This window comes from Providencia sp. PROV200 (assembly GCF_049901995.1).
In the GTDB taxonomy this organism is placed as follows: domain Bacteria; phylum Pseudomonadota; class Gammaproteobacteria; order Enterobacterales; family Enterobacteriaceae; genus Providencia; species Providencia rettgeri_E.
This window is the reverse complement of the sequence record NZ_CP096307.1, coordinates 1,469,540-1,491,249: the sequence shown is the minus strand read 5'-3', so window position 1 is coordinate 1,491,249 and position 21,710 is coordinate 1,469,540. Positions and strand designations below refer to the sequence as shown.

The window sequence follows — 21,710 nt, the reverse complement described above, 5'->3', positions numbered from 1 at the left end:
GGCTCCCTTATTTGCCTTTCGGTGCGGGTTTATCATCCGATTTTTTATTTTCGGATGGTTCTACGGGTGCATTAGGCGTATTTAAGAGAGCAAGCTCTGCGTGTAAGACTTGATTTTCATCCGTCAGGCGCTTCACTTCCGCTTTCAATGCACTGATTTGCTTCTCTGCACCCGCATCAGGCTGTTTTTTTTCTGCGCCCGCGTCACCCACAGAGACCACGAGCATCGGCTCAGATTGCAGCACGTTTAGCTGGTCTTTGGTGAAGTGGTCGTCTGGGTACTCCGTCGCGGTGTCACTGTGTGCAATCCCACAGCGACGAAACCCATTCACTTTTGCAGTAATAATAATCGGCATTACGCATCACTCCCTGTTGAGCCATAGGCTAATTGCCAAAAACCATACCCCCCTGCGGCACGTGCTTCGGCACCGAACAGGAATTTTTTGCGCTTAAAGACGCCGTCACTGTTCATGTCGGTTTGTTCAACCAGCACAGGCGCTTTGCGCTCTTGGTAGATAATCGGTAAAACGGCTTGAGTGGTATCCAGTAAGAACCACGCCGTATCTGAGGTGATACGCGCCGAGACGACAACTTCGGCAGTACCTTTGTAGATATTGACCTTGCCATCTTCTAAACGGTCAGCTGTCATAAGGGCATTCGCGATATCTTCAAGCGCAGGAGGAACCAGTAAAATATTGGGGTTCACATCCAGCGGGCGACCTTCGTCGTCTTTCATGTTGCGCAGGGCGGTACGCGCTGCACCGTAAGACGCCATTGCCGCTGCTTGCGTTGCAATGGACAGTTTTTTCGTGCCTTTATTGGAAACCGAGTTTTTACCGACAGGGTGGTCAGTATCAAAGAAGTATTGGCCGTCATAACACGGACGTTCAAAACCGAGGTTAAGGACTTCATAGACAATTTCGTCAGCCAACATGCCCGCAGAGCGACCTGCACCTTTGGCTTGAACCGCATATTTACCGGTGCTGTCATCTTCAATGTCGTTACGGTCGACCTCAATCGTGGCTTCCCAGTCGTCATTTTCGATGGTGTATTTATGGGCGGAGAGTGATTTAATCACTTTTTCACCGACCCAACGTTTCATCGCAGGGAAGTTGGATAACCAGCTGTAATCTTCAGATTTTCCCGTCGACGGCACTTTCATGGCAATTTTTTGCCAGGTTGAAGGCGCCTCTTTTAATGCATTGTTAAATGTCATATTAATACTGACAAATAACGCGCTGATATTGGCTTTATTCACAATCATGGTATTTTCCTAATTAACCTATCGAGACCCAGACACCATCGTCGGTGACTTCCAACACACGCCCCGCAGGGGTAGTCGTGGCCTCTCCAGCCTCACACACCGTCACCGAGTCTTTCACATCACACAATTTGCCTACATGGGCTTGCGTGACAGGCTTAGACGTATCGTTGCCTAAACAAAAGGCTTTTTGGCGACGCACCATCACACGGATATCGCCTTGTTCACCGTCGCGGTTATCGGCAAAATCATCCGAAACACCCAGCACGGTTAAACCGGGTGCGCCTGGGACAGCAAACCCGTCGGCATTAGCACACACAATGTGCCCGCCATAGATACGCGCGGCAGCAGCACAACGTACCGCAAACAATTCACCGTCACGGTGAGGGGTATTTCTATCTTGGGTCATGAGTTACTCTCCCAACTGTTTTTTAAATTCTTCGGGGTCAAGCCCGAATTGGCTGCAAATCGCCAACTGGTCTTCGGTCAGCTCCGTGGTCACAGTGGTACTTTGCTCTGCGCCTGCGGGGGCTTTACCCTTGGATTGCAGTTGTGTTAATGCCGCAATCGGGGTGGCTTTTTCGAGATAACCTTTAAGGGCGTCAGGGTCTTTACGCCCTAGCTCTTCCGCCCAATCTTTCATGGCCGTATTGAGACGCCCATCACTAAGTGCCGCTTGGATCAGGCCATTCACTTCCTGTTGCTGACCTGCGTTCAACGCTTCGTTGTACTTCGCTTGCAGTTCAAGATAGCCTGCAAGTGGCACATGTTTGGTTGGGTCGTAGGCTTTACTGGACAGGTCAGCAATCAAGGTTTCTTTGCCTTTGAGTAAATCCACTAAGCTTTGATTGGCGGCGACGGTCGTGCCTTGACCGTTTGAAATCAGGTCAATCGCTTTTTGCAGTTCTGTTTTGATATCTTCTGCTGTTGCCGTGGCGGGCAAGTTCAGCATCCAACGCAGATTACTGAGTAGCTCTTTGATGAGTTCTTCATCCACAGTGAGATCCTCTTCGGTGGGTTGAGAAAGTGCAGCAAACTGAGAAGCAGCGGCAAGCATCACTTCATCCATACCATCTACTGCGGGGGTGTTAGTCAGGGCAGCATGGAGCAGCACTGTCACATGACCGTTTTTGTCGTAATTAAAGACAGGGGAAATAAAGCGGTACTCTTTGGCGGTAATGGCCGCTGCTGCCGCGTCCGTCCATTCCACATTAATGGCATACAGCCCATCGCCTTCGCGCCATTCCAACGCCGTAAACCAACCCGCTGCTGGCGCAGGCTGTCCATTGGTCGCGGCACGCAACGTCTGGTGTTCATAATCAATCACGTAAGGTGTTTGACGGGCTGCGACTTGCGCAATTAAAACGTCAGCGAGTTCACGGGTCATGAGCCAGTGGTCACATTCAAACGGGCGACCATCGACAGCACGAAACTCGCCAGCGGGGAAGAGCTGGATTTCGTTAAGGTTTTGGCTGAGGATTTCAGCGACACAAGCGGCAATGTATTTTTTCATGCGGGCAGCATAACAACTGCCAGTAATGGGGAGTGTGTGAAGAGGTTCAGCACTCGGTGATAAAGCGGGAAAAGTAAAATGACTGAGGGCTTGCAATGCAATCTCTACGATAACGCATTTAAACCCCGTTTAAAAACGTTTTAAACACCCAACCACGAACAATGACACTCTAAACAATTAAAACGGCTCACAGCGTCTTACAGTCGTTATTTTATCTTACTCAATCAACCGGCTTAAATAATCTTCCACTGTTAACGTCATACGGTACTGATCCCACTCGTCCAATTGCAAGAAAGGTCGCGCTGGGATTTTGATTTTATAGGCGGGTAACGTGTGGTATTGACTGAAGTTGCTGCGCGACTTACGGACAAAACGATTACCCACGGTGCCGTCTTTACGCTGCCGATAATAGGCTTGCTGGCTACGAGCAGGGATATTAATCTCCCCACCTTCTTGGTGGATACGCGCATACTTTACATTGGTGCCCACGACGGCACTGTCATTATCACTGTATTGACCGATGCTGCTGGCCAATCGCCCACTGTCTTGCAATATTCTCCCGCCTGCTCGACGGCGAGCATAAGCGGGACTCCAACCCAACCACGCGGGGCGACCTTCTTGTGCGAAGTTTTCCTCTACCGCATCCGCCATCATTCCTGCTAATTTGCGCATCAATGGCGCGCGACTTTCGATACCTTCGACCAGTTTTTGCAGTGCGGCTTCGTATTCGCGTGTATCAATTTTGACGGTGATCATATTAACCTCAAAAGTCGGTTTGCGTGGTGACACGCTGCAATTGATTATCTTTAACTTCAACGACCCACCAACGCTTTTCGTGTTGCGTTGCATAGTATTGAACCCCATCCTCACCCAACCGCATTTTTTGAGGTGATTCAATAATTTGCTGTACAAATAAGTAATCGGCTTGCGTGATATCCTGTTGAGCGAGTGCCTTAATGGTGGGCGCATCAACATAAAATGCATCTGTATTAGGTGCGGAAGGTTGAGGACGCGCGGCAATGGGATAACGTTGAGCAGGGTTAGGTTGTGTGGCATTGACCGCCTCTTGATACCCTAAACGAAAGTCCGCGCCTGTGAGTGAGCCTGTGATGTATTGACTCGCGGCCGTTGAGGGGTATTTATCTAATTCAGGTTGATAGCTGACTTGTCCAGGATTAAAACCAAAACCAGGGTCAGGCGTATACACTTGACCGTCTTTCGGATTTTTAAAGCCTGTGACGGTTCGGGTTTCACCTGGCACGCCATACTCTTGTTCAACGTCTACCAAGCGCCCCTCAGAGGATTGCACCATCAACCCCAAACGCTCAACATCTTCAGCACTGCGCGTGCGCACACGGCAGCGACAGCGATAACCATCGGGCGGGTAAATGGTTTGCCAAATCGGATCGTCATAGCGGGCAATAAACCCATTGAGTGCCGCATGAGAAGGACGAATACGATTATCCATAATCCCCACGCGCTCCCAATAAGGGCGCTCCTCGACGGTTGCCATTTGCTGCTTGTAACGTCCTGCCATGTACGACGATTGCAGATTGGTTTGAAAAATGGTGTCTAATCGACGTGGCGTTAAACGCTTGCCGTGCAGCTCTCCCGTGTCCCTATCCGCAACCAAACCTTTTCCGAGCCAGCCTTTTTGTTCAAGAATGGGGATGAGGCGTCGTTCAAAGTCGGCATAGGTCTCCCCCTTTTCAAGGGCTTCGTTTAACGCTTGGCGAATATCGTGCAAGATATCCAATTTGAGTACACCCGCCACGGTAAACGCTTTGGCGTGGGCTTGCGCTTCAATATCATAGTGGTGATAACCCAGTATATAGCCCTTACTTTCAAAGTAAGCAATCGCCTCCGCAGGGGGGAGGCTCATGGCGTAGCGCAAATCTACCGCTTGTTTAGCTGTCGGCATGGAGACGTCCCCATACATCCGCCACAAAGATAGCCTGGCTCAATAACGTTTGAAGCGTGCTGTCATCCAAGAGCGGGTAACTTTGCGCAATAATATTCATGGCCTCATCCACACTTTGACCTTGCTTGAGTGCGGCGACCATGGGCGTTAAGAGTTGGCTCATAGCCGCCCCAATGGTGTCAGACTGCGGCGGTGCATTATCGAGGGTGATTTGTGCTGGATCTATTCCGTCTGCTTCTACCGTTTGACTCAGCACGCCCAACCCGTGACGTGAACGACCATAGCTTAATGGTGTGGGTAACAACGGCAGGGCTTGGCGCGCCTGCAATACAGGTTCATCCTTTTGGGCTTGCGGAATAGCGGCTTTCTTATGCACCCAAGAAACAGGGATACTCTCCACACCTGCGGCTACCAACTTACCCACCGCATCAGCAAACTGCGGTAAATCAACCGCTTCACGGGTATCAAACACAAAACGCGGTAAACGACGCGGATTCACGTCTTGATAGCCATTGAGTGCCAATAACATTTGAATAAGCTGGCGAAACATGCCTTCAAGCTGGCGAGCATCGGCGGTTTTTAAATCGTGGCGCACTTCGTTATGCACATTACCGAGGGCATTGGTAGAGCTTTTTCCGTCCGCCTGTGAGGTTAATGTCCCTCCTAAAATCACTTTGGATTGTGTCCGTTCAGCCCAGGCAATCATTTCCATGAACGGGTCAGAGCCACCCCCTGCGGCGCTTTCAAAGTTGATGTCTGTCCCTTGTTGAACCGTCGCAACGGCGTCATGCCCCAAGTTAACCAGTGCATCTAACAGTTTATCTTTGTCCTCATCGGACGTACCCGCAGGGTATTTGGCGATTCGTGCAGGCAAGCCATAAATCTCTAAGAACTCAGCAAAATCACGCAACGAAAAGTTTTTAAACAGATACGGCCAGACGAGTACGCGGAATAATCCACTGGTGGCAATAAACCCACTGCGGGCATTGTGGCGATGAACCAGCCAACCAAACGGCCATAACTCCGAGCCGTTCATTTCATCGGTGTTGAGGCGAATTTCGTCGCGTTGCTCAGGTAAGGTACGGAACCAATAGTGGGGACGCAGGTGCAAGGCTTTGGGTAACCACGTGTTATCAAGGCGATCCCATTCCAATTCTTGGCAACTAAACCCATGCCCCACCGCTTCCATCCCATTGAGGATAATGTCTTCAATTTCAGGCATCGCATCAAACCAGGCTTGCACGTTCGCGGTCATGTCTAGCTCGGCTTTGGTGGCATTTTTCGGTGGCTCAATCGACCAATCCAGCGTTAATAACGCATTCTTGCGCTTTTCCATTTCGGCAAAGATATGGCCGTCACGCTCGACCATATCCCCAAAGAGGCAGGCCTGCGCACTCAAGTCACCGCGTTCAGCCGCTTGTAAGATACGCGGAAGCTTACGGATAGTGAGTCCGCGTGAGGGATGATCAGGATAAATGCGACTCATCCGTGCTAATTTTACGGTTTGTGACGTTTTTAAAACTTCATGTTGTAACGGGTTTCCGTGTATATCCACAATTTTTGACATAATAAATTCCTACCAAGCACCCGACCCAAAGCGTCGACCTTCAGGTCGGCGGGGGCGAGTTTGAATATCGGTATTACCTGCACGAGAAACCGCCAAAGACCAAAGCATGTGCAAGGCATCAGGACCATCATCATGGTCAGCCTTGGGAAAGTGACGCAGTTGGTCAATCAGCGTGTGTTGTGTTGCGTGTAAACGAATAAGCCCATTGACCATATGAGGTTGTAATGACTCAATGCGCAGGGCTTTATCACTGTTTGGAATGACAGGGATAGCAGGAACGGGTATTCCTAACATCGCAGAACGCTTCACTAATTCGGTACGTAAAAACTCCTGGAAGGCGATGGATTCAAACGCCCACGTTAAACAGCCGTATTCGCGCTGATAGTCAATCACATCGGAGATAATGCGGTCAGGTAAACGACGTTTAATATCTGCCTCAACCACATCAAGGATACCTGTCATGCGATTGAATCCGCCCACGAGCAAGGCTGACGGGTCGCGCGTTTTATTCTGCTTACCGAGGCTTGGGTCACACGCACCGTAAAAAATCCAATCGGAGAGATGGTTAGACCAAAAGGTAATGCAACTGGCAAAAATCGCATCTTCACCGCTCACGGGGTCATTTTGGTATTCGGAGTCAAACGTATCATGACCATCACGCGCACGAATTTTCATGAGGGTTAACAGTGGACGTGCCGCCCAAGAGACTATCGAACCTTCTAACATTAGAGGTTCATTCTCATGGTAGAAGCGCTCGGCCTCATCAATTTGTTTATTGTGGATCAAGGTTTCCCATTCATCCCACAACTTCATATTGGTAGGCATTTGGAGAATGGCTTTAAACCGTGCCGTCCGCCACATGGCATTATTGAGGGTACGAGAGAGCACCGAGTCATAGTGCAAGATAGTCCCGATGTAAACAATGTCGGTTTTGCCGCCTGCTTCACCGAGTGGCATCACCGTCTTTTTTAACCAGTTATGTAGCTTCTCGCGCTGCTCAGGGTTACGTACCATCTCATCGTTTTCGATGTCATCGAGCACCACTAAATCAGGGCGATATGGGCCATGTCGCAACCCCCGCAATTTTTTACCGCTACCCGCAACCGTCACTTTGATATTATTGCGTGTGACGATAGTCCCCATCTGCCAAGTACGCCCTTGACCGCAAATATCAGGGTAATCATTTTTCAGTCGTGGGTTATATTCCAGTTCGGCCTTAATGGCTTCGAGCATAGGATACGCTTGGTCGATACTGTCCATAATGATGACAGGGTATTTTTTCAACTCGCGAATAATGCACCACAGCGTGAAGAGTTGACTCACCAGCGTAGATTTAGCCTCACCGCGTGGGGCGGCGATGGCGTCACTTTCGGCATCTGAACTGGCCACAATCGCAGGTAAACGACTAAAAAGATAATCATGCAACTGACTGCGGGAGTGGTGGCGCACATAATGCGGGAAATAGGTTTCCACAAAGAAGCTGTAGCCGTTCTCAGCATCCGCCACTTGTGCTCGTCGAGCTTCAGCCGCCTCGGGGTCAGCATCAAAGCCTAAGCACTCCGCCTCAATGGTTTGGCGCAGTTCGTTGATGTAGTCCTGTAACGAAGCTTTAAACGCTTTTAAGGAAACCTTTTTAGCCACAGCAAACCTCTATGAAAATAAGGTTCCCTTTGGTAACGTTTAAGTGCAATTAATTCATTACAAAGGGAACACAATGGAAAACCAACTAACAACAGATCAAAAAATTGCCATCGCTAATATGGCAAAAGAGTTAATTATATCTATGCAAAATAACAACCTATCAGCCAGTCATGTTTTTTTGTCTGATGACCCCAAACTCAGAGGAAATTTCATTGTTCCAATGTTTGATTATTTATTCGAACACATTTCTAACAAAATTAAAGAGTCATGATTTTTGTTTAAAACATAACTCAGTGTGATATTTACCACTTAATACCAGTGATGCCGTGAGAAGCAATTCGGGCATCACTGTAGAATCACAGGCATCATCACCGTATTTTTCCCGCAAATAAGCGACCAAATCAGCAACAAACTCCATCCGCATTTCAGTTTTATTCGGCGAGAACAAATCTTTTTTGGGATTCTTATCCATACGCACGCTCCAATTCTTCGGCAAAAGCTTCTAAAATTTCCACAAACACCACGTTGTGTTGTGGGTACTTATCACTGATAAACTGCCCGAACCGTTGGATCACATCGATGGCCGTGGCCAATTTATCCGTTTCAGGCAGTATTTTTTTACTGGCGGACGTGGCTTTATTAAAAGCATCTGCAAGGCTTGCCAGTAGCTCTACACGCTTCTCGGCAGGAATATCAGGGTTTGTATTGATTTGCTCTGTCACGGCTTGACACTGTACAACAAGGCTCATCAATACCGCACGACCTGCATCTTCAACGCCGCCACCTGCTAACATGTGCGCGGCACGCATTTTGTCCCAATCGTCATTTTTATCTTGGGCTTCCTTCTTCCAGCGCCGTGCGGTCACAAAGGCCACGCCAATTTGACTCGCTGCCACTTCCAGAGAAAGCTGGCTAAAAATGTAGGCGCGCCGTAACTTATCGCGTGTCTCTTGCGGATACGCCATAATTACAAGCCCATTTTCGCGCGGATTAAAATCACCGCCGTACTGACCACACAAGCGGTGACACCACCTGAAATAGCGCCTGCCACGTAACCACGGCGAATAGCCCCGTTGGTTGCCTCTTCACGAATGAGGTCAATTTGCTCATCCATGTTTTCCATTTGACGCTCAATTCGATGTTCAATCCGATTTAACTGGCTGTTAATCGACAGTAAAACGTCTTTTTTACGTCCTTTTTGTGGGCGTTTCTTCATCTTAAACTCCTTGTTGATGGTGGCTTGATTGCCTCATGGGTATCGTGATAACGGCAAACAAGGCCGTCTAAATAAGTGGGTCGATTACTGAGGGCTTGCGCGCGGTCACAGGTACTGACAACACGTAACCAAAACCCTGTACTCAGGAAAATAACCAAGTACACCAGGATAGCGACAGCGACTAACACGGGCATACTGCGTCGTAATAAAAGTGTCATCTTCATGGCGTGACCTCTCTGCGGCACTCTTTAACAACGTCTTTTACATAACCTTGTAAGTAGTCGAGCTTGTCCTGATCTCGTTTGATATCGGCTCGGATATCTTCAACAAGGAGTCCAGCTTCAACAGAGAATTGGATTTCGGCTCCATCGCCCACGGCGCGGGCGCTGGAATGGTGGCTTGCGGTGAGCTGACAGGTTGCAAGGTCGGCGCGGGCGAACTGCAACCGACGACGGCCAGTAGACAAATCATCACGCAAGGCTTGAGATTGGGCTTTTTCACGTGCTAGCTCCTGTGTGTAATACGTATCTAATCGGGCTTTTTCGCGCTGGGCGTCTTCCATACGCAGTATGGCTTGATGTGTTGCGGCGGATGCCTCATCCGAGATAGCCTTTAACTGGCTGGCATACGTCGCTTGGTTAGCCTGAATAATGGTGTTGTAGTGATAACGCGCCAGCATGACACCCGCAAATGCACCCGCCGCAAATAACAACCACGCCCCTACAATGAGTGCAATTTTCAATGAGCGGGTTAATGTGTTTTCTGCGATTGAGTTCATGGTGTTGTCCCTGCGATATTCACCTGCATTAACTCCCAACACAACAGTTCAGCCTCTTGGTTACGGCGGATAACTTGGCCGTAGCAACCTCTAGGCTGACCTTGAGTTTTACGGCAGTCTTTTCCACCATCAAATACCCAACGGGGGATCTCTTTACAGGCACCCTCGATGTCACCTGCTTGTAATTTGCGGTAGAACGTGGATGAAAAGCATTTACCCGCACCAATGTTATAAGGACAAAATGAAGCGATACCCGCGATTTGAGGGGGTGTGAGTGACACAGGAACATGTTTTTTCACCCAGGCAATGGCTTTATCACGCTCAATAGCATTTAAGCGTTCGCATTGTGCCTCAGTGAGCTTTTCACGAGGTTTTACGGGACGGCCATCGATACGGGTGACGCCTTGGCACACTGTCCAAATTCCGCCTGCATCTTGATAAGCGGTGGTGAAGTTACCTTCTTTTTCTTTGATAAACTGGTCAAATATCTGGCTTTCACTGGCACCACCCACAATCAATGCAACAACGGCGGCAGTTAGATAACGCTGTTTCATGTCCATGTTATAATTCCTTGGGGAACTTGGTGGAGACTGAAATAACCTTGCTGGCGACTTCATCGGGCTTATCAGCGTTAGCCAGGTATTTTTCCATCAGACGGGTTTGCTTAGCTTTGTAATAGGCAGATATAACAAGGTTCGCAATACCTAATAAAATACTGACGGCCACACCGATGATTGCCGCCCACTCATACAGTGATAAGCCACTAAAAAACAATCCCAATCCAGCAAACCAATATGATGACTGCGTGCTAAATTGAGCTATTTTTTCATCCATGCATCTGTCCTTTTCAAGGAAAGAGATCGGGTTCATGGCAACCTCCTCACGCTCACATAACAGCCTCCCAAAAACCGAGGGAAATGGACGAAAAACCCAATCAAAAATAAGAGAGTTTGAGTATAAGGAGATGGGGAAATAGAGAGTGTTTGAAGGGGTTCAGCAGTTAGCTACCAAACCCGAAAGGGGGTTTTTAGTGTGTCATAAATCACACGCGAATATCAATCAAATAAACGGTCTTGTGCGGCTTCTTCTGCATCAAGGTCACGCAATAGCTTCCACCCAATGCGATCACTAAAACCGTATTTAGGGCATAACAATGCCATGGCTTGACGGCGTGAACGGCCTTGCTCGCCCAACGTTAGCAACTCTTTGATAAAGCGTTGGTTGCGGATTTGGCGAAAAGCTTCTTCGCACCGTGGAATATAAAACGCCGTTTTACCAATGTAATGCAAGAGCTGCTTGCATTCGTCTTCGCTTAACACTTCGCGCAATAGGCGATGTACGCCCCCTGTGCGCTCTGCGGCCTCGCCGCTGACACCTGCGAGTGTGACACCACCAAAACGGCTAATGAGTCGTGATGTGGCGTTATAACCAATAACATCAATAAGCTGTTTAGCTGAATCTGGTAAGAGCGTTTCGAGCCGTGCAAGTTCGGCTTCGTCAATCGTAGTTTGCATGTTACCCCCTAAAATGAAAACACCCTCCAAAAGGAAGGTGTTCAGTATTTCATTTTTCTTGGGGTTTCGCGTGTTGAAGGGGTTCAGTGGTTAAATATCATCTATAATGGAGTCTTTAGTGATCTTTGATAGTAATTCATCATATTTAGGGGATGTATAAATTAAAAGAGCACTTTCTTTTCCAGTTGACATGTTTTTTTGTACGCGTAATACCACTGTATCATTATCAAATTTGACAAAAACAGGCTCACCCGTACTGTCCGCTCTTTTTATTTTTTCTGGTGTGTCGCTTGATGATGGTTTTCCATATTTTTCTATTAATCCATTTAAAACTGAAACATAGTTATCATCAATGTTTATAGCAAAACGCTGAAACTTACCATTAATAAAAAAAGCCATTGCTATGGTGTTTTTACCTCCAAACTGAAAGTCAAAACAACCATAGTTTGTTAATCCTGCAACTTTATTAGTATCAGGAAATTCTTTTAGTGAACAAACATTAGCGTTCACCACATCCTTTATCGATGACCCAAATTTAATATTTTTATATCCATCAACAGCATTTGCATTAGCTACAAAAATAGATAATAAAGCGCCTAATAATATTTTTTTCATTTTATCCTCAAAATAAACTATTTTGCTTAAGGATAGCAGATTGTTTATAACGTGATAATAAGTCCCACGCATGGCGATCACTAAAACCGTATTTAGGGCACAGTTTTATAACGGCTTTAACCCCCGATAAACCGCCCTTTAAAAGGGCGTTATATTCACTGATAAATCGTTGATTACGCCATTCGCGCATGGCGGCTGAAGCATTAGGGATATAAATTTCAGTACCACAAAAATGAGATTGAAGCGTGACTGAATTATGCTCACCAATAACATGTAATAGTTGCTTAAAGCGTTCTGTATCCGTTGTCTTGGTGAAAACAAACGTTGTCCCGCCAAAGACTTCGATTAGCTTTAATGTGTCTGAATACCCAATTAACCCCGCAATATGCCGTAATGTTTCAGGGAGTAAATGCTCAACGGCTTGGAGATCCATTTTTCGCCCTCCGTTTTGCATCAATAATTAATGCTTTCATTAAGTTAGATAATTCATCAAACGTTAACCATTCTATTTTTTCACGATTAAACATATGCTTACCCATTGATTCTGCATACTCCCAAGGTCTTCCAGAATCAGAAAGTAACGCCTCGATTTTACTTAAAATAGCTTCCCTTGTTGCAGGAACACTCGGGCGTCGCCCGTATTTACGCTTACTTTTGCGCGGATAACCTTGGTCATGAAGATAGTCACGGACTTGGCTTAACTCGTCTAGCGTTAATTTTTTAGCGGAATTTTTACCCGTCATACGAACCAGAATACTGCGATAGGTTTCATCATCTAATTTAAGGTACTGTTGAGCCGCCTTGATAATACCAATTAATATCTTTGCATTAGGGGATGTCATTAATCTGTCTCCTCTAAGTTTGCGTGACCTGTCACGTTGGTTAAGTTGAGCTGACGGGCATCTCGGGTTAACCAGCAATTAGATTGACCGATAAATAACCCTTTGCAATGGTTAGGCATTTGCTCTTTACAATGCGGACAAATGCCTAACTTGGCTTGCTGACGCTTGAGGTACTCAAGGTTGCACAGCAAGAGCAATGACACCAATTCGTTACGGTCATAAGGTTCACGACCAGGGGTACGATTTACGCAAAGATAATCAAGCGCATCCTTTTCTAAATCAGTAAATGTAAACTCCATGCGGTGCAAACCATCTTTGCGCTGATTGGCACGCTGGCGACGCTTACGCGCCGCTGCTTGTGAAGGTGCCTTTAAATTAGTCATAGTAAGTCACCCTCATTATCTACCTTCAAAGTTAACTCTTTAACACGCTTAAACTGACGAATGAGCACCGACGCCTTGCTAAACCAAGGTTCATACCATGTAAACTTGTCATGAAGATTTGGGATCTCTTTTTTTGCACGACGTTTACCCCATATTTTTTCTAACTTTTTCACTTTTGTAGGGCTATAAAGTGATTTTTGACGCTTAGTCCAAAATAACTCGACCAATGGATTAAAATCTTCGCCATTAATCCGCCCCCATCCAGTATAGATTTGGCTATCCAGATAGACTGCTAATACTGTTTTGCCTTCTCCAGAACTAACACGTCTTACACTCACTTCAGTGTCTTTATACTGAAAGTCGACTGATGCGAAATAACCCTTTAGATCTCCTTCAATTTTTTCCCATTGTTCCTTACTGATGCTCATGATGACACTCCTTTTTGTAATGAGTACAAGTTGAAGAACAACCACCACGCATCCAGTCATTACAACTATTGCACAAACATGAGCTAACAATAGGGCGACGCAACCTAGCAGCAAAAGAGCGACAGCGATTAATTTCATCGTGTATCATTTCAGTAATCGTGCCAATATAATGACACTCTTCAAGAGCAGATATAGCGTCTTGTAATGAGTCTGCCAACTTATCAACGCCTTGCGCCTGTATTTCGCGCAAAATTTCATTATCATCACCTACTTGTGTATAAAGCGGCACACAGAACTCCGCATTTGCAATAGGGGAAATTTGAATTGATTCAGTTAGCAACTCATCACGACGTATATAAAACACAGGCTTACGGCTTAAAGTGAATGTTAATGAGTTTGGTAAAGTATTATTCATGGTTACCATCCTTATCAGCATCAAATGCAGAACAAATATGGGCTGCGGCAGTAGTGACTACGGCAAGCTGTTCTTGGCTTATTTTCAGCTCAGGCACTTGCTTGGCTAATTCGTTCAAAATGGCAGCAACCACTTTAATTTGTTGAATTTTAACTTTAGGCATAAATACCTCGTTATCTTGATTTTGGCGTAAGCCAGCCCCTGCGGGTTTACGCCATTATTAAAAGGTTAAGTTTTTTAGTGGGTTACATTATTTAGCAGTTTAAAGTGTCAATATCGATGTAATAAGGTTCAATATCAATTTCTACAATGGTTCTTTCGCCTTCATCTTTAGCTCTACCTAATGTTCTCACTGTAGGGCCTCCACGCAAAAAACGACTACGTTGATAAATGAAGGTATGACCAACAAGGTATTTTTCATTAAATTGTTTGGCTGTTAGTTTGGACACGACGACCTCCAGACGATTTGAGACAGTAATCAGCACGACATTCCGCCCATCTGCGATTAACTTCTTTACGTGCTAGGCGCACAGCATCGACCCAATTTTTATGTGCTTCAGCAAATAATTCTTTACGTTCTGCAATAGCTGCACTTGTTGCATAATGAATAAATGACATATCACACTCCCGCAATATCAAGTGAAATAGGGACATACTGATCACTATCACCAACGCGCTCATAAATACGGACATACTGGCGGCTACCAACAACTTGAATAGCTTCCCCAATCGCCTCCATAGCGTTAATCCAGCGCGTATCTTTAATATCTAAGCGGCGTAATGAAAGCACAGCACCTGTATTAATATTACCTTCTTTATCAACGGCAAAGGCTTGGTCAATAATGGAATGGATTTCTGGTTTTGCACCTTGCACCCAATCCTTTAAGCATTCATCTATCAACGCTTTAGCTGCTTGTAAACGCTCATCAAAGGCAATACGGTCTTGTATCGCGCGTTGGATTTTGTAACGACCATCGAATGAATACAGTGTGACATTGCCTTTTTTACCCCCTACATTAACGCCGAATTGTTCTGCTGACAGTGCGATGAATGCCTCAATATCACCGAAAGCAGCAATTTTAAATTGACGTAATAACTCACTGATTTGTTGAGCTTGAGTGACTAATTCACCAACTAATGCGTCACGTTGCATATCGATGGGTTTAATTAAATCAATAGGGGTTAAAATGCCTTTCGCATCGCGCCAGTAGTTCTCGATTACTTCATGTTGTGTAAATTGTTTTGGATTAGTGTGCATTGCTTTTCCCCTTATTTGTTAGTTTCATTGCTTCGATTGCTTTTTTGATACCAAGAGACATTCTTTTTGCAATGTCGATTTCATTGTCTGTTGCGCCATGCCCTGTATGGCTACCGATAATTTCATAATCCATTGTGCCATTGTTATTCTCTGTAATATTGATTGTAATTCGTACAGCCATAATCCCTCCTAATGTATTGATTCAGACCAAAAAACACGGCATTGACCGAACTTAAAAATGCCGCATTTGACACCTGATACATAAACGTAACTTGCTTTTCCGTGGTGAATCAACGATTCACAGTATTCATGACGCGCGACCTGAATAAGTGTCTTACCATCCCGAATTGAGGTATCAAGAACGGTAAGACCTAAATCCGTTAACTCTTTAGAAGCCAAGTCAGCACTCATAAACTTTGAGATAACGGACTGATTTTCTGCTGTAATTGTGATATCCACATTGCACCTCATTATTTTTCAACGGATTGAAGCTTTTCAATTTCGGTTTTAGCTTCGGTAAATAAATCAATTAATTCATCCAAATGTGAAACGTGAAAACTGGTTCGCTCTTCAGCTGTGCAACTTGCTTGCCCTCTAAAGTGGCTAATGCTGCTTATTGCACTGTCTAACCTTTGAGTAATAGATTTAGTCATGTAGCCACCTAATTAATCAACATTTCCGAGAACTCATGAACCATTTGAACATCAATAGGTTGACCACTAATTTGGCTACCATTAGATATACCGCGTAAGAACTTAAACAAACGGCGAGCATTACCTTTACACGCTTTATAAAGGGCATTTAATACTTCTGGTTCAGACGCTTCCGGTAACATGGTTGTGATCATGTTGGTGATATCATCTTCGGGTAATGATTCCCCCATGCGTAAAGCAAAGCCCACACGGCTATATAATTGCTTATACTCTCCACGCTTACCTTTTAAGTTAAGGATCAAGCGAGGCATACCTGCGAGCACAATACCAACCCCTGATTTATCATGGATACGGCGCAAGGTTTCTAAAGCGCGGTAAGGCAAGTTTTCAGCTTCATCGACTAAGATAATGCGCCCCGAATCGCGCAGGTTTTGTATAATGGATTCGCTCAGCTCGTGCATGTTGCCACGCTTACTTAAACCTAATTTGTTGCACAGCTCTTCCAAAACAACGCGAGCGGTATAACCCGGGTCAGCTTCGATAAGCACTGCATTTAAATTTTCTTTGGCATACTGGCGAATAATCATGGTTTTACCCATACCTGCATCACCATAGATAACGTTAATATCACTATCCATGTGTGCCATACGGATAACATCACGCCCTTTACGTGCCATTAACGTATCAACATAGACAGGCTTAATACGACGTGATTTATCACGCTCTTGTTCACGAGATAGGAACTGACGGACTTTTTCCTCTACCGCATTAACATCGCCGTTATACTTATTTTGCAAAAACTGATTAATTACTGCCGTACTGACTCCTATACCGCGAACCGCTTGAGCTTGTGACCAGCCTTTGTTATTCATCATCGTGGTAAGTTCATTAACGATAGACATCGTAAACCTCCGTTATTGGTTACCTGCTTTCGCAGATAAGTATTCATATTCAGATTGTAAAAACGTAATCGGTTTTCTTGGTGTCGTGATAGGTTCATCCGCAGGAATAAAGCCACCAAAATCAGGCGTAGGCTTAGTGTCAATTAGTGGGCGAGCCTCAGCCTCAATCTCACGTATCTTGTCTTCTACACGAGTCATACGGCGTTTACGACGGTCTTCAATGGCTTTATCCATTTGTGTAGTTGGTACTGCGGCCACTTTGTTACCGTTCCATATTGCAGTGCAGACATAGGTTCCATCCAGTTTGCGAATAATGACTTCTTTCGCATCATGAATGTCATAAGCCACACGAACTTCGTCACCATCAACGAGGATCAAGTCTTCGGCAAAATACTCGTTGTTATTAAACTCAATCCAACCGCGCTGTGCCTTTCTAATGACTTCAGGCATAAACATCTCGCGTAATTCAATTTCAGTGAGATATTCGATTTCATCGCCTTCAGCAGCTAACACTTCTTCGCGGTAAGCCGCAGGGGTTAAATGGCGACCATTACGCTTAGGTAATTCACTATGCTGATGCTCATAGTTGTAACGCTGTACTTCGACCTCAATTGCATCAAGTAACTGCTGCCAACTTGGAAGCTTAGCTAATGCACCTTTTTGCACTGGATTAAGTTCTTTATTGCTCTCGATAGCTTTTACAGCAGACTCAATACGACGGCTGGTAATACGCACATGTTCTCTATCTGCACCTAATCCATTGTAAGTTTGAAACTGCTGAGCAACTCGACGGGGGATGACCGCATTGAGACGCTCAATAATCCCACGTGCTTGTGGGTTACCAGGAATACCCGTCATATGCTTAATACCTAAGCGTGGGAAAATACCCGTGATATCAGCATCTAATGTTTTATTTTTCTCACCACCACCATTATCTGAATAGGTAAACAATGGCTTGCCATGGTATTTCATGCCGTGGCGATAAGCCGATGCAACAGCGATCACGTTCTCTGATAAGTCCAAACTCCAACCCACAAGAAAGCGTGTCCGACCATCTAAAACCAACGTTAATTCAGGTGTAAATGGGCGTCCGTGAATAGGGTGAGCTACTTTCATATTCATGGACTTACCATCTGATATCCAACAACCATTTACTGGCATCTGTGACCAGTCACGCTTTTGATAAGTTTCTAATGCGCGAGCTGCCGAACCTGTCACGCGTCCTCGTGCTCGTTCGCGTTTTGGTAATTTATCCATGACGCGGCGAACAGCATAATAAGAGGGCATAACATCCAACATAGTAGGCTGGTCTGCATAGTGCTCCTGCCACTCTTCGGTGAATGTGCGGTACGCTGCCATCAAAGATGGACCATTCACATTACGATGATGTGATAAGAACATCGGTAGCCATGAGACCTGCTCAGGACGTGTCTCTTTATGGTGACCGGGTGCCAGTAACGCCAATCGCTCATCACCATTATTGGTGCTTTGATACAACGTGACCCATTCCTGTAAAGAGCGGACACTGACACCTCTGCGGGTTGTCCCTTTACGCGCATTCGCATTATCCGCAGCTTGCTGTAACGTCTGAGGCAAAACACCTTTTCTGGACTGTTCAGAGATACGTGTCACCGCCCCAATGCGTGTATCGCCTGCATAAATCAAAGAAAGCACTTCTAAAGCTAATGTCGCTCTCGCGTCAGCAATGCTTTTTTGATCTGCTGTTAACGATGAAACCTCACGCTCTAACAATGCAGGGCACTGGCGCATTAAAGCCAACTCATCAACGGGTTTAACACTGGTATTTGATACCGTTTTTTCGAGTGCGTTATCCGTTTTTTTCTGCTCAAGAACTGCATTAAAATGACGTTGTTTGATAACTTCCTGCGCCGCCTCTGGCAAGCAATCAATGTGGTATTCGAAAGCCTTTGTGCCTTCTCTTTTACGAACAAACTCAGGGTGTTTACCTGTGCGCTTTTTCAGTGCCAGGCGTATACCCTGAACTGTTCCTGGCAATTCAGGTAATCCAATCAATTCATTCGCAGTTAGGTACATAATGGTTCACTCTATTGTTATAACGACTAGGCCAAATATCTTGAGGTAAAACACCAAGAGCATCAGCGATAATTCGTTCACCTTTTGGATAAGAACGCGCCAGTGCATTCTTGAGTGTGTCAGGCCTTAAACCTGCTCGCGTTGACAAGTCTCTCATCGTTAACCCTTCCTTATGGAGAGCGGCAACAATATCGATACGATGCCAATCTGAATAACTCACTTCATTTCTATCCATATTTCGTTTACCCTTAAAAATTACCCTCGCGGATAATCCGCTAGGGTTATCTGTACGGATATAGTATTGATCCAAATTAGGACCATGCAAAGAAATAAAATGACTTTCTTTTCCTAATTAGGCTAATCAATGCTTTTAATTTGAAATATCATTTAAAAATCAATTGAATAGGCAAGAAAGAAAATGAAAGGAAAAATAAGCGAAAGTGTTTCTTTAGCTAGTGATACAAAAGAAACACTAATAGACAGAATAAATAAACTAATCCAAGGTCGCAGTGTAAGGTCTGTCTCTGTCGCATGGGGATTACCATACTCAACACTAAATAACTATTTAAACAAAGGAACAGATCCATCATTTAAAGCTATTCAAACAATAGCGGAGGCTGAGCAGGTAAGTTTAGATTGGTTGGCATTTGGAGTGAATCAGTCTGAATTAGAATCACTAAGAGATAAGGAGCCACCCAAAGTTGATAGGCAACTAATGAAAAACTCTTGGGATATGGTATATGAATCATTGTCTACCGATGAAATTAGTGAGTTATTAAAAGCAATACATAGAAAAGGAATTGAAGGTATTTTAAAAACATCATTCGTAAGCGATGACTCAATAGAAAGTAGCATTGAACGCCTGCAAATACGGCCAACACTGAAGCAAGCAATCAAGCTGGCTCTTGCTGGTGATGAATCGATAGATAGAGAGATTTTGCACCGTATTGAAGAAAAGAAAAATACCAATTTATCTGGTGGGCTAAACCAGGATGCAAATCACAGTAAGGTAGGATAATTGGAAGACTTTTCAATTGTCCTTTAAATATCGTTTAAATGCTCCTAAAATATGATCATTATTATGCAAAATAGAATGCAAAAAAACATAAAATAAATCAATCTGTATTCTTTAGTGCAAAATCAATAATTTCTCGCCAAGTCAGTAATCTCAAGGCGTCCAGCCTATCTCAACTCCATTTCAAATAGTGCAAGATTGATCACCTCCCCACATTAAAAAGCCGACAAGTTTAGGTTTTCCTGTATGCAAGCGTTCAATAATAAACCAAGTAATTGCTGCAAATGCAGCCGCAATATCGGTAGTAATAAACGCCGAAACGGTTACGGTGTTGACTTGCAGTTCAGATCCAGCGTTAAAACCATACCAACCAAACCACAATAAAGCCGCGCCAAGTGCAATATAAGGAATATTATGAGTACCATCTGACTTAACGACTCTTTTTCCTACATATAACGCCGAAGCTATTGCAGCGAAGCCTGCTGTTGCGTGAACGACAATACCACCCGCAAAATCAACAACTCCCCATTTAGCAAAGATGCCATCTGGGCTCCAAACCATATGAACGAACGGTGCATAGACAAATAATGTCCATAAGGTTAAAAAGATGAGATAAGCAGGGAAATTAACTCTATTTGCGAAAGCTCCTGTAATCAAGGCTGGGGTAATAATCGCAAACATCATTTGATATCCAAAATGAACCAGTATTGGTAAGCCGCCATCATTACCGGTATACATCGTTTGAGGACTTATATTATTCAAGAATGCATAATAAAATGGGTCGCCAACAATCCCATTAATCGAGGGACCGAACGATAATGAATAACCAACCACGAACCAAATAATTGCCACCCACCCCATAGAAAAGAAACTCTGGGACATAATGGTAATAACACTTTTACGAGAGACTAATCCACCATAGAAAAAAGCAAGTCCAGGAGTCATTAGCATAACAAGACTTGTACAAAGCAGCATAAATGCTGTATTTGGGACATCCAATACTGCAAGTATATTATTCATTAATTAATACTCTCCAATGAATGTATTCATATTTAGAATATCGAAATAAGTAATAATTATTTCATATTTATAGCAGTTTAATAATTATTTATATATTTAAAGTGAAATTACTTAGTTGTCTATTTTCATAATATAACATTCAGTGAGATAATCAATAGAATTATTAACCATAACAAAAATAATGAGTTGTTCATTTTAACGTTTAAATTTTAATATAAGATAGTCAATAATAAATAGTATTAGTAGATTAAACTTTAACACTGACGAAGTGTTAAAGTTTAAATTAGCTATTTAAGACTAAACGTCGTCGAGGTTGAGAGTGGCGCATAGATAAAAATTTTAAACTGGCATACCAAGCAAACACAACGATTTGTTATTAAAGAAAAAACCATCAAAAGAACTCACAACAACCACAGTTTGTCGCTTTATGAAGATCAGCCGCCAAACCGATTACAAACGACAAGATACATCTAATAAAAAGAGAAGTCAGAAGATATTATTATCTGTTTAGTGAAATCTGGCACATTTATCATCCTCTATTAAGAGTTCGTCGTTGCACTTTACTTTCAAACAAAAACAATTAATTATTGGATATGAACGATTATTTTATTTATTTAGAAAATATCGATTATTAGTTCCAACTAAACGAAATTATCATATAACAACATTACGTCATCATTATTTTCATCTGCATCCAAATTTAATTAAGCCAGA

General features: G+C 44.4%; 35 protein-coding genes. 2 read left to right on the top strand and 33 right to left on the bottom strand.

Annotated elements, in window-relative coordinates:
• Positions 1 to 7 precede the first annotated feature (7 nt).
• The 8 genes from M1E86_RS06730 to terL all read right to left on the bottom strand — a co-directional run bounded on the left by M1E86_RS06730 (position 8) and on the right by terL (position 7,902).
• The gene (locus M1E86_RS06730) at positions 8 to 355 is read right to left on the bottom strand and encodes an HI1506-related protein (RefSeq protein ID WP_231068805.1); all 348 of its coding nucleotides are present in this window, start codon (positions 353 to 355) and stop codon (positions 8 to 10) included.
• A complete protein-coding gene (locus tag M1E86_RS06725; protein WP_116068720.1) occupies positions 355 to 1,263 on the bottom strand; it encodes a Mu-like prophage major head subunit gpT family protein in 909 nt (302 codons plus the stop codon). Before M1E86_RS06725 ends, M1E86_RS06730 begins: the two co-directional genes overlap by 1 nt.
• Before the next feature lie 13 nt (positions 1,264 to 1,276).
• Positions 1,277 to 1,669, bottom strand: a complete 393-nt coding sequence (locus tag M1E86_RS06720; RefSeq protein ID WP_426099308.1) for a hypothetical protein — start codon at positions 1,667 to 1,669, stop codon at positions 1,277 to 1,279.
• 3 nt (positions 1,670 to 1,672) lie between these two features.
• Positions 1,673 to 2,773 carry a phage protease gene (locus M1E86_RS06715; protein WP_426099307.1) on the bottom strand — a complete coding sequence of 367 codons (1,101 nt, stop codon included), beginning with the start codon at positions 2,771 to 2,773 and terminating at the stop codon, positions 1,673 to 1,675.
• A gap of 216 nt (positions 2,774 to 2,989) precedes the next feature.
• Complete coding sequence (locus M1E86_RS06710; protein WP_116672699.1) at positions 2,990 to 3,529, bottom strand: phage virion morphogenesis protein; 540 nt, start codon at positions 3,527 to 3,529, stop codon at positions 2,990 to 2,992.
• Between the two features lie 7 nt (positions 3,530 to 3,536).
• The gene (locus M1E86_RS06705) at positions 3,537 to 4,694 is read right to left on the bottom strand and encodes a phage minor head protein (RefSeq protein WP_272578921.1); all 1,158 of its coding nucleotides are present in this window, start codon (positions 4,692 to 4,694) and stop codon (positions 3,537 to 3,539) included.
• Positions 4,681 to 6,261, bottom strand: a complete 1,581-nt coding sequence (locus M1E86_RS06700) for a DUF935 domain-containing protein (protein WP_426099306.1) — start codon at positions 6,259 to 6,261, stop codon at positions 4,681 to 4,683. The genes M1E86_RS06705 and M1E86_RS06700 overlap by 14 nt, the downstream gene beginning before the upstream one ends.
• A 9-nt stretch (positions 6,262 to 6,270) precedes the next feature.
• Positions 6,271 to 7,902, bottom strand: coding sequence for a phage terminase large subunit (gene terL, locus M1E86_RS06695; protein WP_426099305.1), 1,632 nt, complete (start codon positions 7,900 to 7,902; stop codon positions 6,271 to 6,273).
• A 73-nt stretch (positions 7,903 to 7,975) separates the two neighbouring features.
• Between terL and M1E86_RS06690 the strand changes: the two genes are divergently transcribed.
• The gene (locus M1E86_RS06690; RefSeq protein ID WP_336845083.1) at positions 7,976 to 8,173 is read left to right on the top strand and encodes a hypothetical protein; all 198 of its coding nucleotides are present in this window, start codon (positions 7,976 to 7,978) and stop codon (positions 8,171 to 8,173) included.
• Here the strand turns inward: M1E86_RS06690 and M1E86_RS06685 are convergent.
• From M1E86_RS06685 to M1E86_RS06570, 24 genes are all read right to left on the bottom strand, one after another.
• Complete coding sequence (locus tag M1E86_RS06685; RefSeq protein ID WP_426099304.1) at positions 8,168 to 8,374, bottom strand: hypothetical protein; 207 nt, start codon at positions 8,372 to 8,374, stop codon at positions 8,168 to 8,170. The two genes, M1E86_RS06690 and M1E86_RS06685, sit on opposite strands and share 6 nt — an antisense overlap.
• Positions 8,367 to 8,867, bottom strand: a complete 501-nt coding sequence (locus M1E86_RS06680) for a DUF1804 family protein (protein WP_112307074.1) — start codon at positions 8,865 to 8,867, stop codon at positions 8,367 to 8,369. The genes M1E86_RS06685 and M1E86_RS06680 overlap by 8 nt, the downstream gene beginning before the upstream one ends.
• 2 nt (positions 8,868 to 8,869) lie before the next feature.
• On the bottom strand, positions 8,870 to 9,118 hold the full coding sequence (locus tag M1E86_RS06675; RefSeq protein WP_102140862.1) for a hypothetical protein: 249 nt from the start codon (positions 9,116 to 9,118) through the stop codon (positions 8,870 to 8,872).
• Complete coding sequence (locus M1E86_RS06670) at positions 9,115 to 9,342, bottom strand: hypothetical protein (RefSeq protein ID WP_426099303.1); 228 nt, start codon at positions 9,340 to 9,342, stop codon at positions 9,115 to 9,117. The genes M1E86_RS06675 and M1E86_RS06670 overlap by 4 nt, the downstream gene beginning before the upstream one ends.
• Complete coding sequence (locus tag M1E86_RS06665; protein ID WP_426099302.1) at positions 9,339 to 9,896, bottom strand: lysis system i-spanin subunit Rz; 558 nt, start codon at positions 9,894 to 9,896, stop codon at positions 9,339 to 9,341. Before M1E86_RS06665 ends, M1E86_RS06670 begins: the two co-directional genes overlap by 4 nt.
• Complete coding sequence (locus tag M1E86_RS06660; protein WP_426099301.1) at positions 9,893 to 10,456, bottom strand: lysozyme; 564 nt, start codon at positions 10,454 to 10,456, stop codon at positions 9,893 to 9,895. Before M1E86_RS06660 ends, M1E86_RS06665 begins: the two co-directional genes overlap by 4 nt.
• Before the next feature lies 1 nt (position 10,457).
• Complete coding sequence (locus tag M1E86_RS06655) at positions 10,458 to 10,766, bottom strand: HP1 family phage holin (RefSeq protein WP_116672631.1); 309 nt, start codon at positions 10,764 to 10,766, stop codon at positions 10,458 to 10,460.
• Positions 10,767 to 10,951: 185 nt separating this feature from the next.
• Complete coding sequence (locus M1E86_RS06650) at positions 10,952 to 11,410, bottom strand: mor transcription activator family protein (RefSeq protein ID WP_112307077.1); 459 nt, start codon at positions 11,408 to 11,410, stop codon at positions 10,952 to 10,954.
• 90 nt (positions 11,411 to 11,500) lie between these two features.
• Positions 11,501 to 12,025, bottom strand: coding sequence for a hypothetical protein (locus M1E86_RS06645; RefSeq protein ID WP_257759809.1), 525 nt, complete (start codon positions 12,023 to 12,025; stop codon positions 11,501 to 11,503).
• Positions 12,026 to 12,032: 7 nt separating this feature from the next.
• Positions 12,033 to 12,458: a Mor transcription activator family protein gene (locus M1E86_RS06640; RefSeq protein WP_257759810.1), complete on the bottom strand. Its 426-nt coding sequence runs from the start codon at positions 12,456 to 12,458 to the stop codon at positions 12,033 to 12,035.
• A complete protein-coding gene (locus tag M1E86_RS06635; RefSeq protein ID WP_257759811.1) occupies positions 12,439 to 12,867 on the bottom strand; it encodes a gp16 family protein in 429 nt (142 codons plus the stop codon). The genes M1E86_RS06640 and M1E86_RS06635 overlap by 20 nt, the downstream gene beginning before the upstream one ends.
• Positions 12,867 to 13,250 (bottom strand): hypothetical protein, encoded by a 384-nt coding sequence (locus tag M1E86_RS06630; RefSeq protein WP_426099300.1) that lies wholly within the window; start codon positions 13,248 to 13,250, stop codon positions 12,867 to 12,869. The genes M1E86_RS06635 and M1E86_RS06630 overlap by 1 nt, the downstream gene beginning before the upstream one ends.
• Complete coding sequence (locus tag M1E86_RS06625; protein WP_112307082.1) at positions 13,247 to 13,678, bottom strand: hypothetical protein; 432 nt, start codon at positions 13,676 to 13,678, stop codon at positions 13,247 to 13,249. Before M1E86_RS06625 ends, M1E86_RS06630 begins: the two co-directional genes overlap by 4 nt.
• Positions 13,665 to 14,093 (bottom strand): hypothetical protein, encoded by a 429-nt coding sequence (locus tag M1E86_RS06620; protein WP_257759813.1) that lies wholly within the window; start codon positions 14,091 to 14,093, stop codon positions 13,665 to 13,667. Before M1E86_RS06620 ends, M1E86_RS06625 begins: the two co-directional genes overlap by 14 nt.
• Positions 14,086 to 14,256: a hypothetical protein gene (locus tag M1E86_RS06615; RefSeq protein ID WP_180355040.1), complete on the bottom strand. Its 171-nt coding sequence runs from the start codon at positions 14,254 to 14,256 to the stop codon at positions 14,086 to 14,088. Before M1E86_RS06615 ends, M1E86_RS06620 begins: the two co-directional genes overlap by 8 nt.
• Positions 14,257 to 14,347: 91 nt before the next feature.
• The gene (locus tag M1E86_RS06610) at positions 14,348 to 14,542 is read right to left on the bottom strand and encodes a hypothetical protein (protein WP_102140813.1); all 195 of its coding nucleotides are present in this window, start codon (positions 14,540 to 14,542) and stop codon (positions 14,348 to 14,350) included.
• On the bottom strand, positions 14,514 to 14,711 hold the full coding sequence (locus M1E86_RS06605) for an ANR family transcriptional regulator (protein WP_112307085.1): 198 nt from the start codon (positions 14,709 to 14,711) through the stop codon (positions 14,514 to 14,516). Before M1E86_RS06605 ends, M1E86_RS06610 begins: the two co-directional genes overlap by 29 nt.
• 1 nt (position 14,712) lies before the next feature.
• Complete coding sequence (locus M1E86_RS06600) at positions 14,713 to 15,351, bottom strand: DUF3164 family protein (RefSeq protein ID WP_112307086.1); 639 nt, start codon at positions 15,349 to 15,351, stop codon at positions 14,713 to 14,715.
• Complete coding sequence (locus tag M1E86_RS06595) at positions 15,341 to 15,532, bottom strand: hypothetical protein (RefSeq protein WP_166696920.1); 192 nt, start codon at positions 15,530 to 15,532, stop codon at positions 15,341 to 15,343. The genes M1E86_RS06600 and M1E86_RS06595 overlap by 11 nt, the downstream gene beginning before the upstream one ends.
• Before the next feature lie 8 nt (positions 15,533 to 15,540).
• Positions 15,541 to 15,822, bottom strand: coding sequence for a hypothetical protein (locus tag M1E86_RS06590; RefSeq protein WP_166696921.1), 282 nt, complete (start codon positions 15,820 to 15,822; stop codon positions 15,541 to 15,543).
• Positions 15,822 to 16,004, bottom strand: coding sequence for a hypothetical protein (locus tag M1E86_RS06585; protein WP_166696922.1), 183 nt, complete (start codon positions 16,002 to 16,004; stop codon positions 15,822 to 15,824). Before M1E86_RS06585 ends, M1E86_RS06590 begins: the two co-directional genes overlap by 1 nt.
• Positions 16,005 to 16,012: 8 nt before the next feature.
• Entirely contained in the window at positions 16,013 to 16,906 is an 894-nt protein-coding gene (locus tag M1E86_RS06580) for an AAA family ATPase (protein WP_426099299.1), read from the bottom strand.
• 12 nt (positions 16,907 to 16,918) lie between these two features.
• On the bottom strand, positions 16,919 to 18,961 hold the full coding sequence (locus tag M1E86_RS06575) for a Mu transposase C-terminal domain-containing protein (protein ID WP_426099298.1): 2,043 nt from the start codon (positions 18,959 to 18,961) through the stop codon (positions 16,919 to 16,921).
• Complete coding sequence (locus tag M1E86_RS06570) at positions 18,942 to 19,196, bottom strand: helix-turn-helix domain-containing protein (protein ID WP_102138720.1); 255 nt, start codon at positions 19,194 to 19,196, stop codon at positions 18,942 to 18,944. The genes M1E86_RS06575 and M1E86_RS06570 overlap by 20 nt, the downstream gene beginning before the upstream one ends.
• A 183-nt stretch (positions 19,197 to 19,379) precedes the next feature.
• Between M1E86_RS06570 and M1E86_RS06565 the strand changes: the two genes are divergently transcribed.
• The gene (locus tag M1E86_RS06565) at positions 19,380 to 19,979 is read left to right on the top strand and encodes a hypothetical protein (protein ID WP_426099297.1); all 600 of its coding nucleotides are present in this window, start codon (positions 19,380 to 19,382) and stop codon (positions 19,977 to 19,979) included.
• 180 nt (positions 19,980 to 20,159) lie between these two features.
• Here M1E86_RS06565 and M1E86_RS06560 read toward each other — a convergent pair whose 3' ends face one another.
• Entirely contained in the window at positions 20,160 to 20,996 is an 837-nt protein-coding gene (locus M1E86_RS06560) for an ammonium transporter (protein WP_426099296.1), read from the bottom strand.
• Positions 20,997 to 21,710 lie beyond the last annotated feature (714 nt).

Bases quoted from the DNA above. Each gene is read 5' to 3' on its own strand.
- M1E86_RS06730 (WP_231068805.1), bottom strand. From the start codon at position 355: ATGCCGATTATTATTACTGCAAAAGTGAATGGGTTTCGTCGCTGTGGG.
- M1E86_RS06725 (WP_116068720.1), bottom strand. From the start codon at position 1,263: ATGATTGTGAATAAAGCCAATATCAGCGCGTTATTTGTCAGTATTAAT.
- M1E86_RS06720 (WP_426099308.1), bottom strand. From the start codon at position 1,669: ATGACCCAAGATAGAAATACCCCTCACCGTGACGGTGAATTGTTTGCG.
- M1E86_RS06715 (WP_426099307.1), bottom strand. From the start codon at position 2,773: ATGAAAAAATACATTGCCGCTTGTGTCGCTGAAATCCTCAGCCAAAAC.
- M1E86_RS06710 (WP_116672699.1), bottom strand. From the start codon at position 3,529: ATGATCACCGTCAAAATTGATACACGCGAATACGAAGCCGCACTGCAA.
- M1E86_RS06705 (WP_272578921.1), bottom strand. From the start codon at position 4,694: ATGCCGACAGCTAAACAAGCGGTAGATTTGCGCTACGCCATGAGCCTC.
- M1E86_RS06700 (WP_426099306.1), bottom strand. From the start codon at position 6,261: ATGTCAAAAATTGTGGATATACACGGAAACCCGTTACAACATGAAGTT.
- M1E86_RS06690 (WP_336845083.1), top strand. From the start codon at position 7,976: ATGGAAAACCAACTAACAACAGATCAAAAAATTGCCATCGCTAATATG.
- M1E86_RS06685 (WP_426099304.1), bottom strand. From the start codon at position 8,374: ATGGATAAGAATCCCAAAAAAGATTTGTTCTCGCCGAATAAAACTGAA.
- M1E86_RS06680 (WP_112307074.1), bottom strand. From the start codon at position 8,867: ATGGCGTATCCGCAAGAGACACGCGATAAGTTACGGCGCGCCTACATT.
- M1E86_RS06675 (WP_102140862.1), bottom strand. From the start codon at position 9,118: ATGAAGAAACGCCCACAAAAAGGACGTAAAAAAGACGTTTTACTGTCG.
- M1E86_RS06670 (WP_426099303.1), bottom strand. From the start codon at position 9,342: ATGAAGATGACACTTTTATTACGACGCAGTATGCCCGTGTTAGTCGCT.
- M1E86_RS06665 (WP_426099302.1), bottom strand. From the start codon at position 9,896: ATGAACTCAATCGCAGAAAACACATTAACCCGCTCATTGAAAATTGCA.
- M1E86_RS06660 (WP_426099301.1), bottom strand. From the start codon at position 10,456: ATGGACATGAAACAGCGTTATCTAACTGCCGCCGTTGTTGCATTGATT.
- M1E86_RS06655 (WP_116672631.1), bottom strand. From the start codon at position 10,766: ATGAACCCGATCTCTTTCCTTGAAAAGGACAGATGCATGGATGAAAAA.
- M1E86_RS06650 (WP_112307077.1), bottom strand. From the start codon at position 11,410: ATGCAAACTACGATTGACGAAGCCGAACTTGCACGGCTCGAAACGCTC.
- M1E86_RS06645 (WP_257759809.1), bottom strand. From the start codon at position 12,025: ATGAAAAAAATATTATTAGGCGCTTTATTATCTATTTTTGTAGCTAAT.
- M1E86_RS06640 (WP_257759810.1), bottom strand. From the start codon at position 12,458: ATGGATCTCCAAGCCGTTGAGCATTTACTCCCTGAAACATTACGGCAT.
- M1E86_RS06635 (WP_257759811.1), bottom strand. From the start codon at position 12,867: ATGACATCCCCTAATGCAAAGATATTAATTGGTATTATCAAGGCGGCT.
- M1E86_RS06630 (WP_426099300.1), bottom strand. From the start codon at position 13,250: ATGACTAATTTAAAGGCACCTTCACAAGCAGCGGCGCGTAAGCGTCGC.
- M1E86_RS06625 (WP_112307082.1), bottom strand. From the start codon at position 13,678: ATGAGCATCAGTAAGGAACAATGGGAAAAAATTGAAGGAGATCTAAAG.
- M1E86_RS06620 (WP_257759813.1), bottom strand. From the start codon at position 14,093: ATGAATAATACTTTACCAAACTCATTAACATTCACTTTAAGCCGTAAG.
- M1E86_RS06615 (WP_180355040.1), bottom strand. From the start codon at position 14,256: ATGCCTAAAGTTAAAATTCAACAAATTAAAGTGGTTGCTGCCATTTTG.
- M1E86_RS06605 (WP_112307085.1), bottom strand. From the start codon at position 14,711: ATGTCATTTATTCATTATGCAACAAGTGCAGCTATTGCAGAACGTAAA.
- M1E86_RS06600 (WP_112307086.1), bottom strand. From the start codon at position 15,351: ATGCACACTAATCCAAAACAATTTACACAACATGAAGTAATCGAGAAC.
- M1E86_RS06595 (WP_166696920.1), bottom strand. From the start codon at position 15,532: ATGGCTGTACGAATTACAATCAATATTACAGAGAATAACAATGGCACA.
- M1E86_RS06590 (WP_166696921.1), bottom strand. From the start codon at position 15,822: ATGAGGTGCAATGTGGATATCACAATTACAGCAGAAAATCAGTCCGTT.
- M1E86_RS06585 (WP_166696922.1), bottom strand. From the start codon at position 16,004: ATGACTAAATCTATTACTCAAAGGTTAGACAGTGCAATAAGCAGCATT.
- M1E86_RS06580 (WP_426099299.1), bottom strand. From the start codon at position 16,906: ATGTCTATCGTTAATGAACTTACCACGATGATGAATAACAAAGGCTGG.
- M1E86_RS06575 (WP_426099298.1), bottom strand. From the start codon at position 18,961: ATGTACCTAACTGCGAATGAATTGATTGGATTACCTGAATTGCCAGGA.
- M1E86_RS06570 (WP_102138720.1), bottom strand. From the start codon at position 19,196: ATGGATAGAAATGAAGTGAGTTATTCAGATTGGCATCGTATCGATATT.
- M1E86_RS06565 (WP_426099297.1), top strand. From the start codon at position 19,380: ATGAAAGGAAAAATAAGCGAAAGTGTTTCTTTAGCTAGTGATACAAAA.
- M1E86_RS06560 (WP_426099296.1), bottom strand. From the start codon at position 20,996: ATGAATAATATACTTGCAGTATTGGATGTCCCAAATACAGCATTTATG.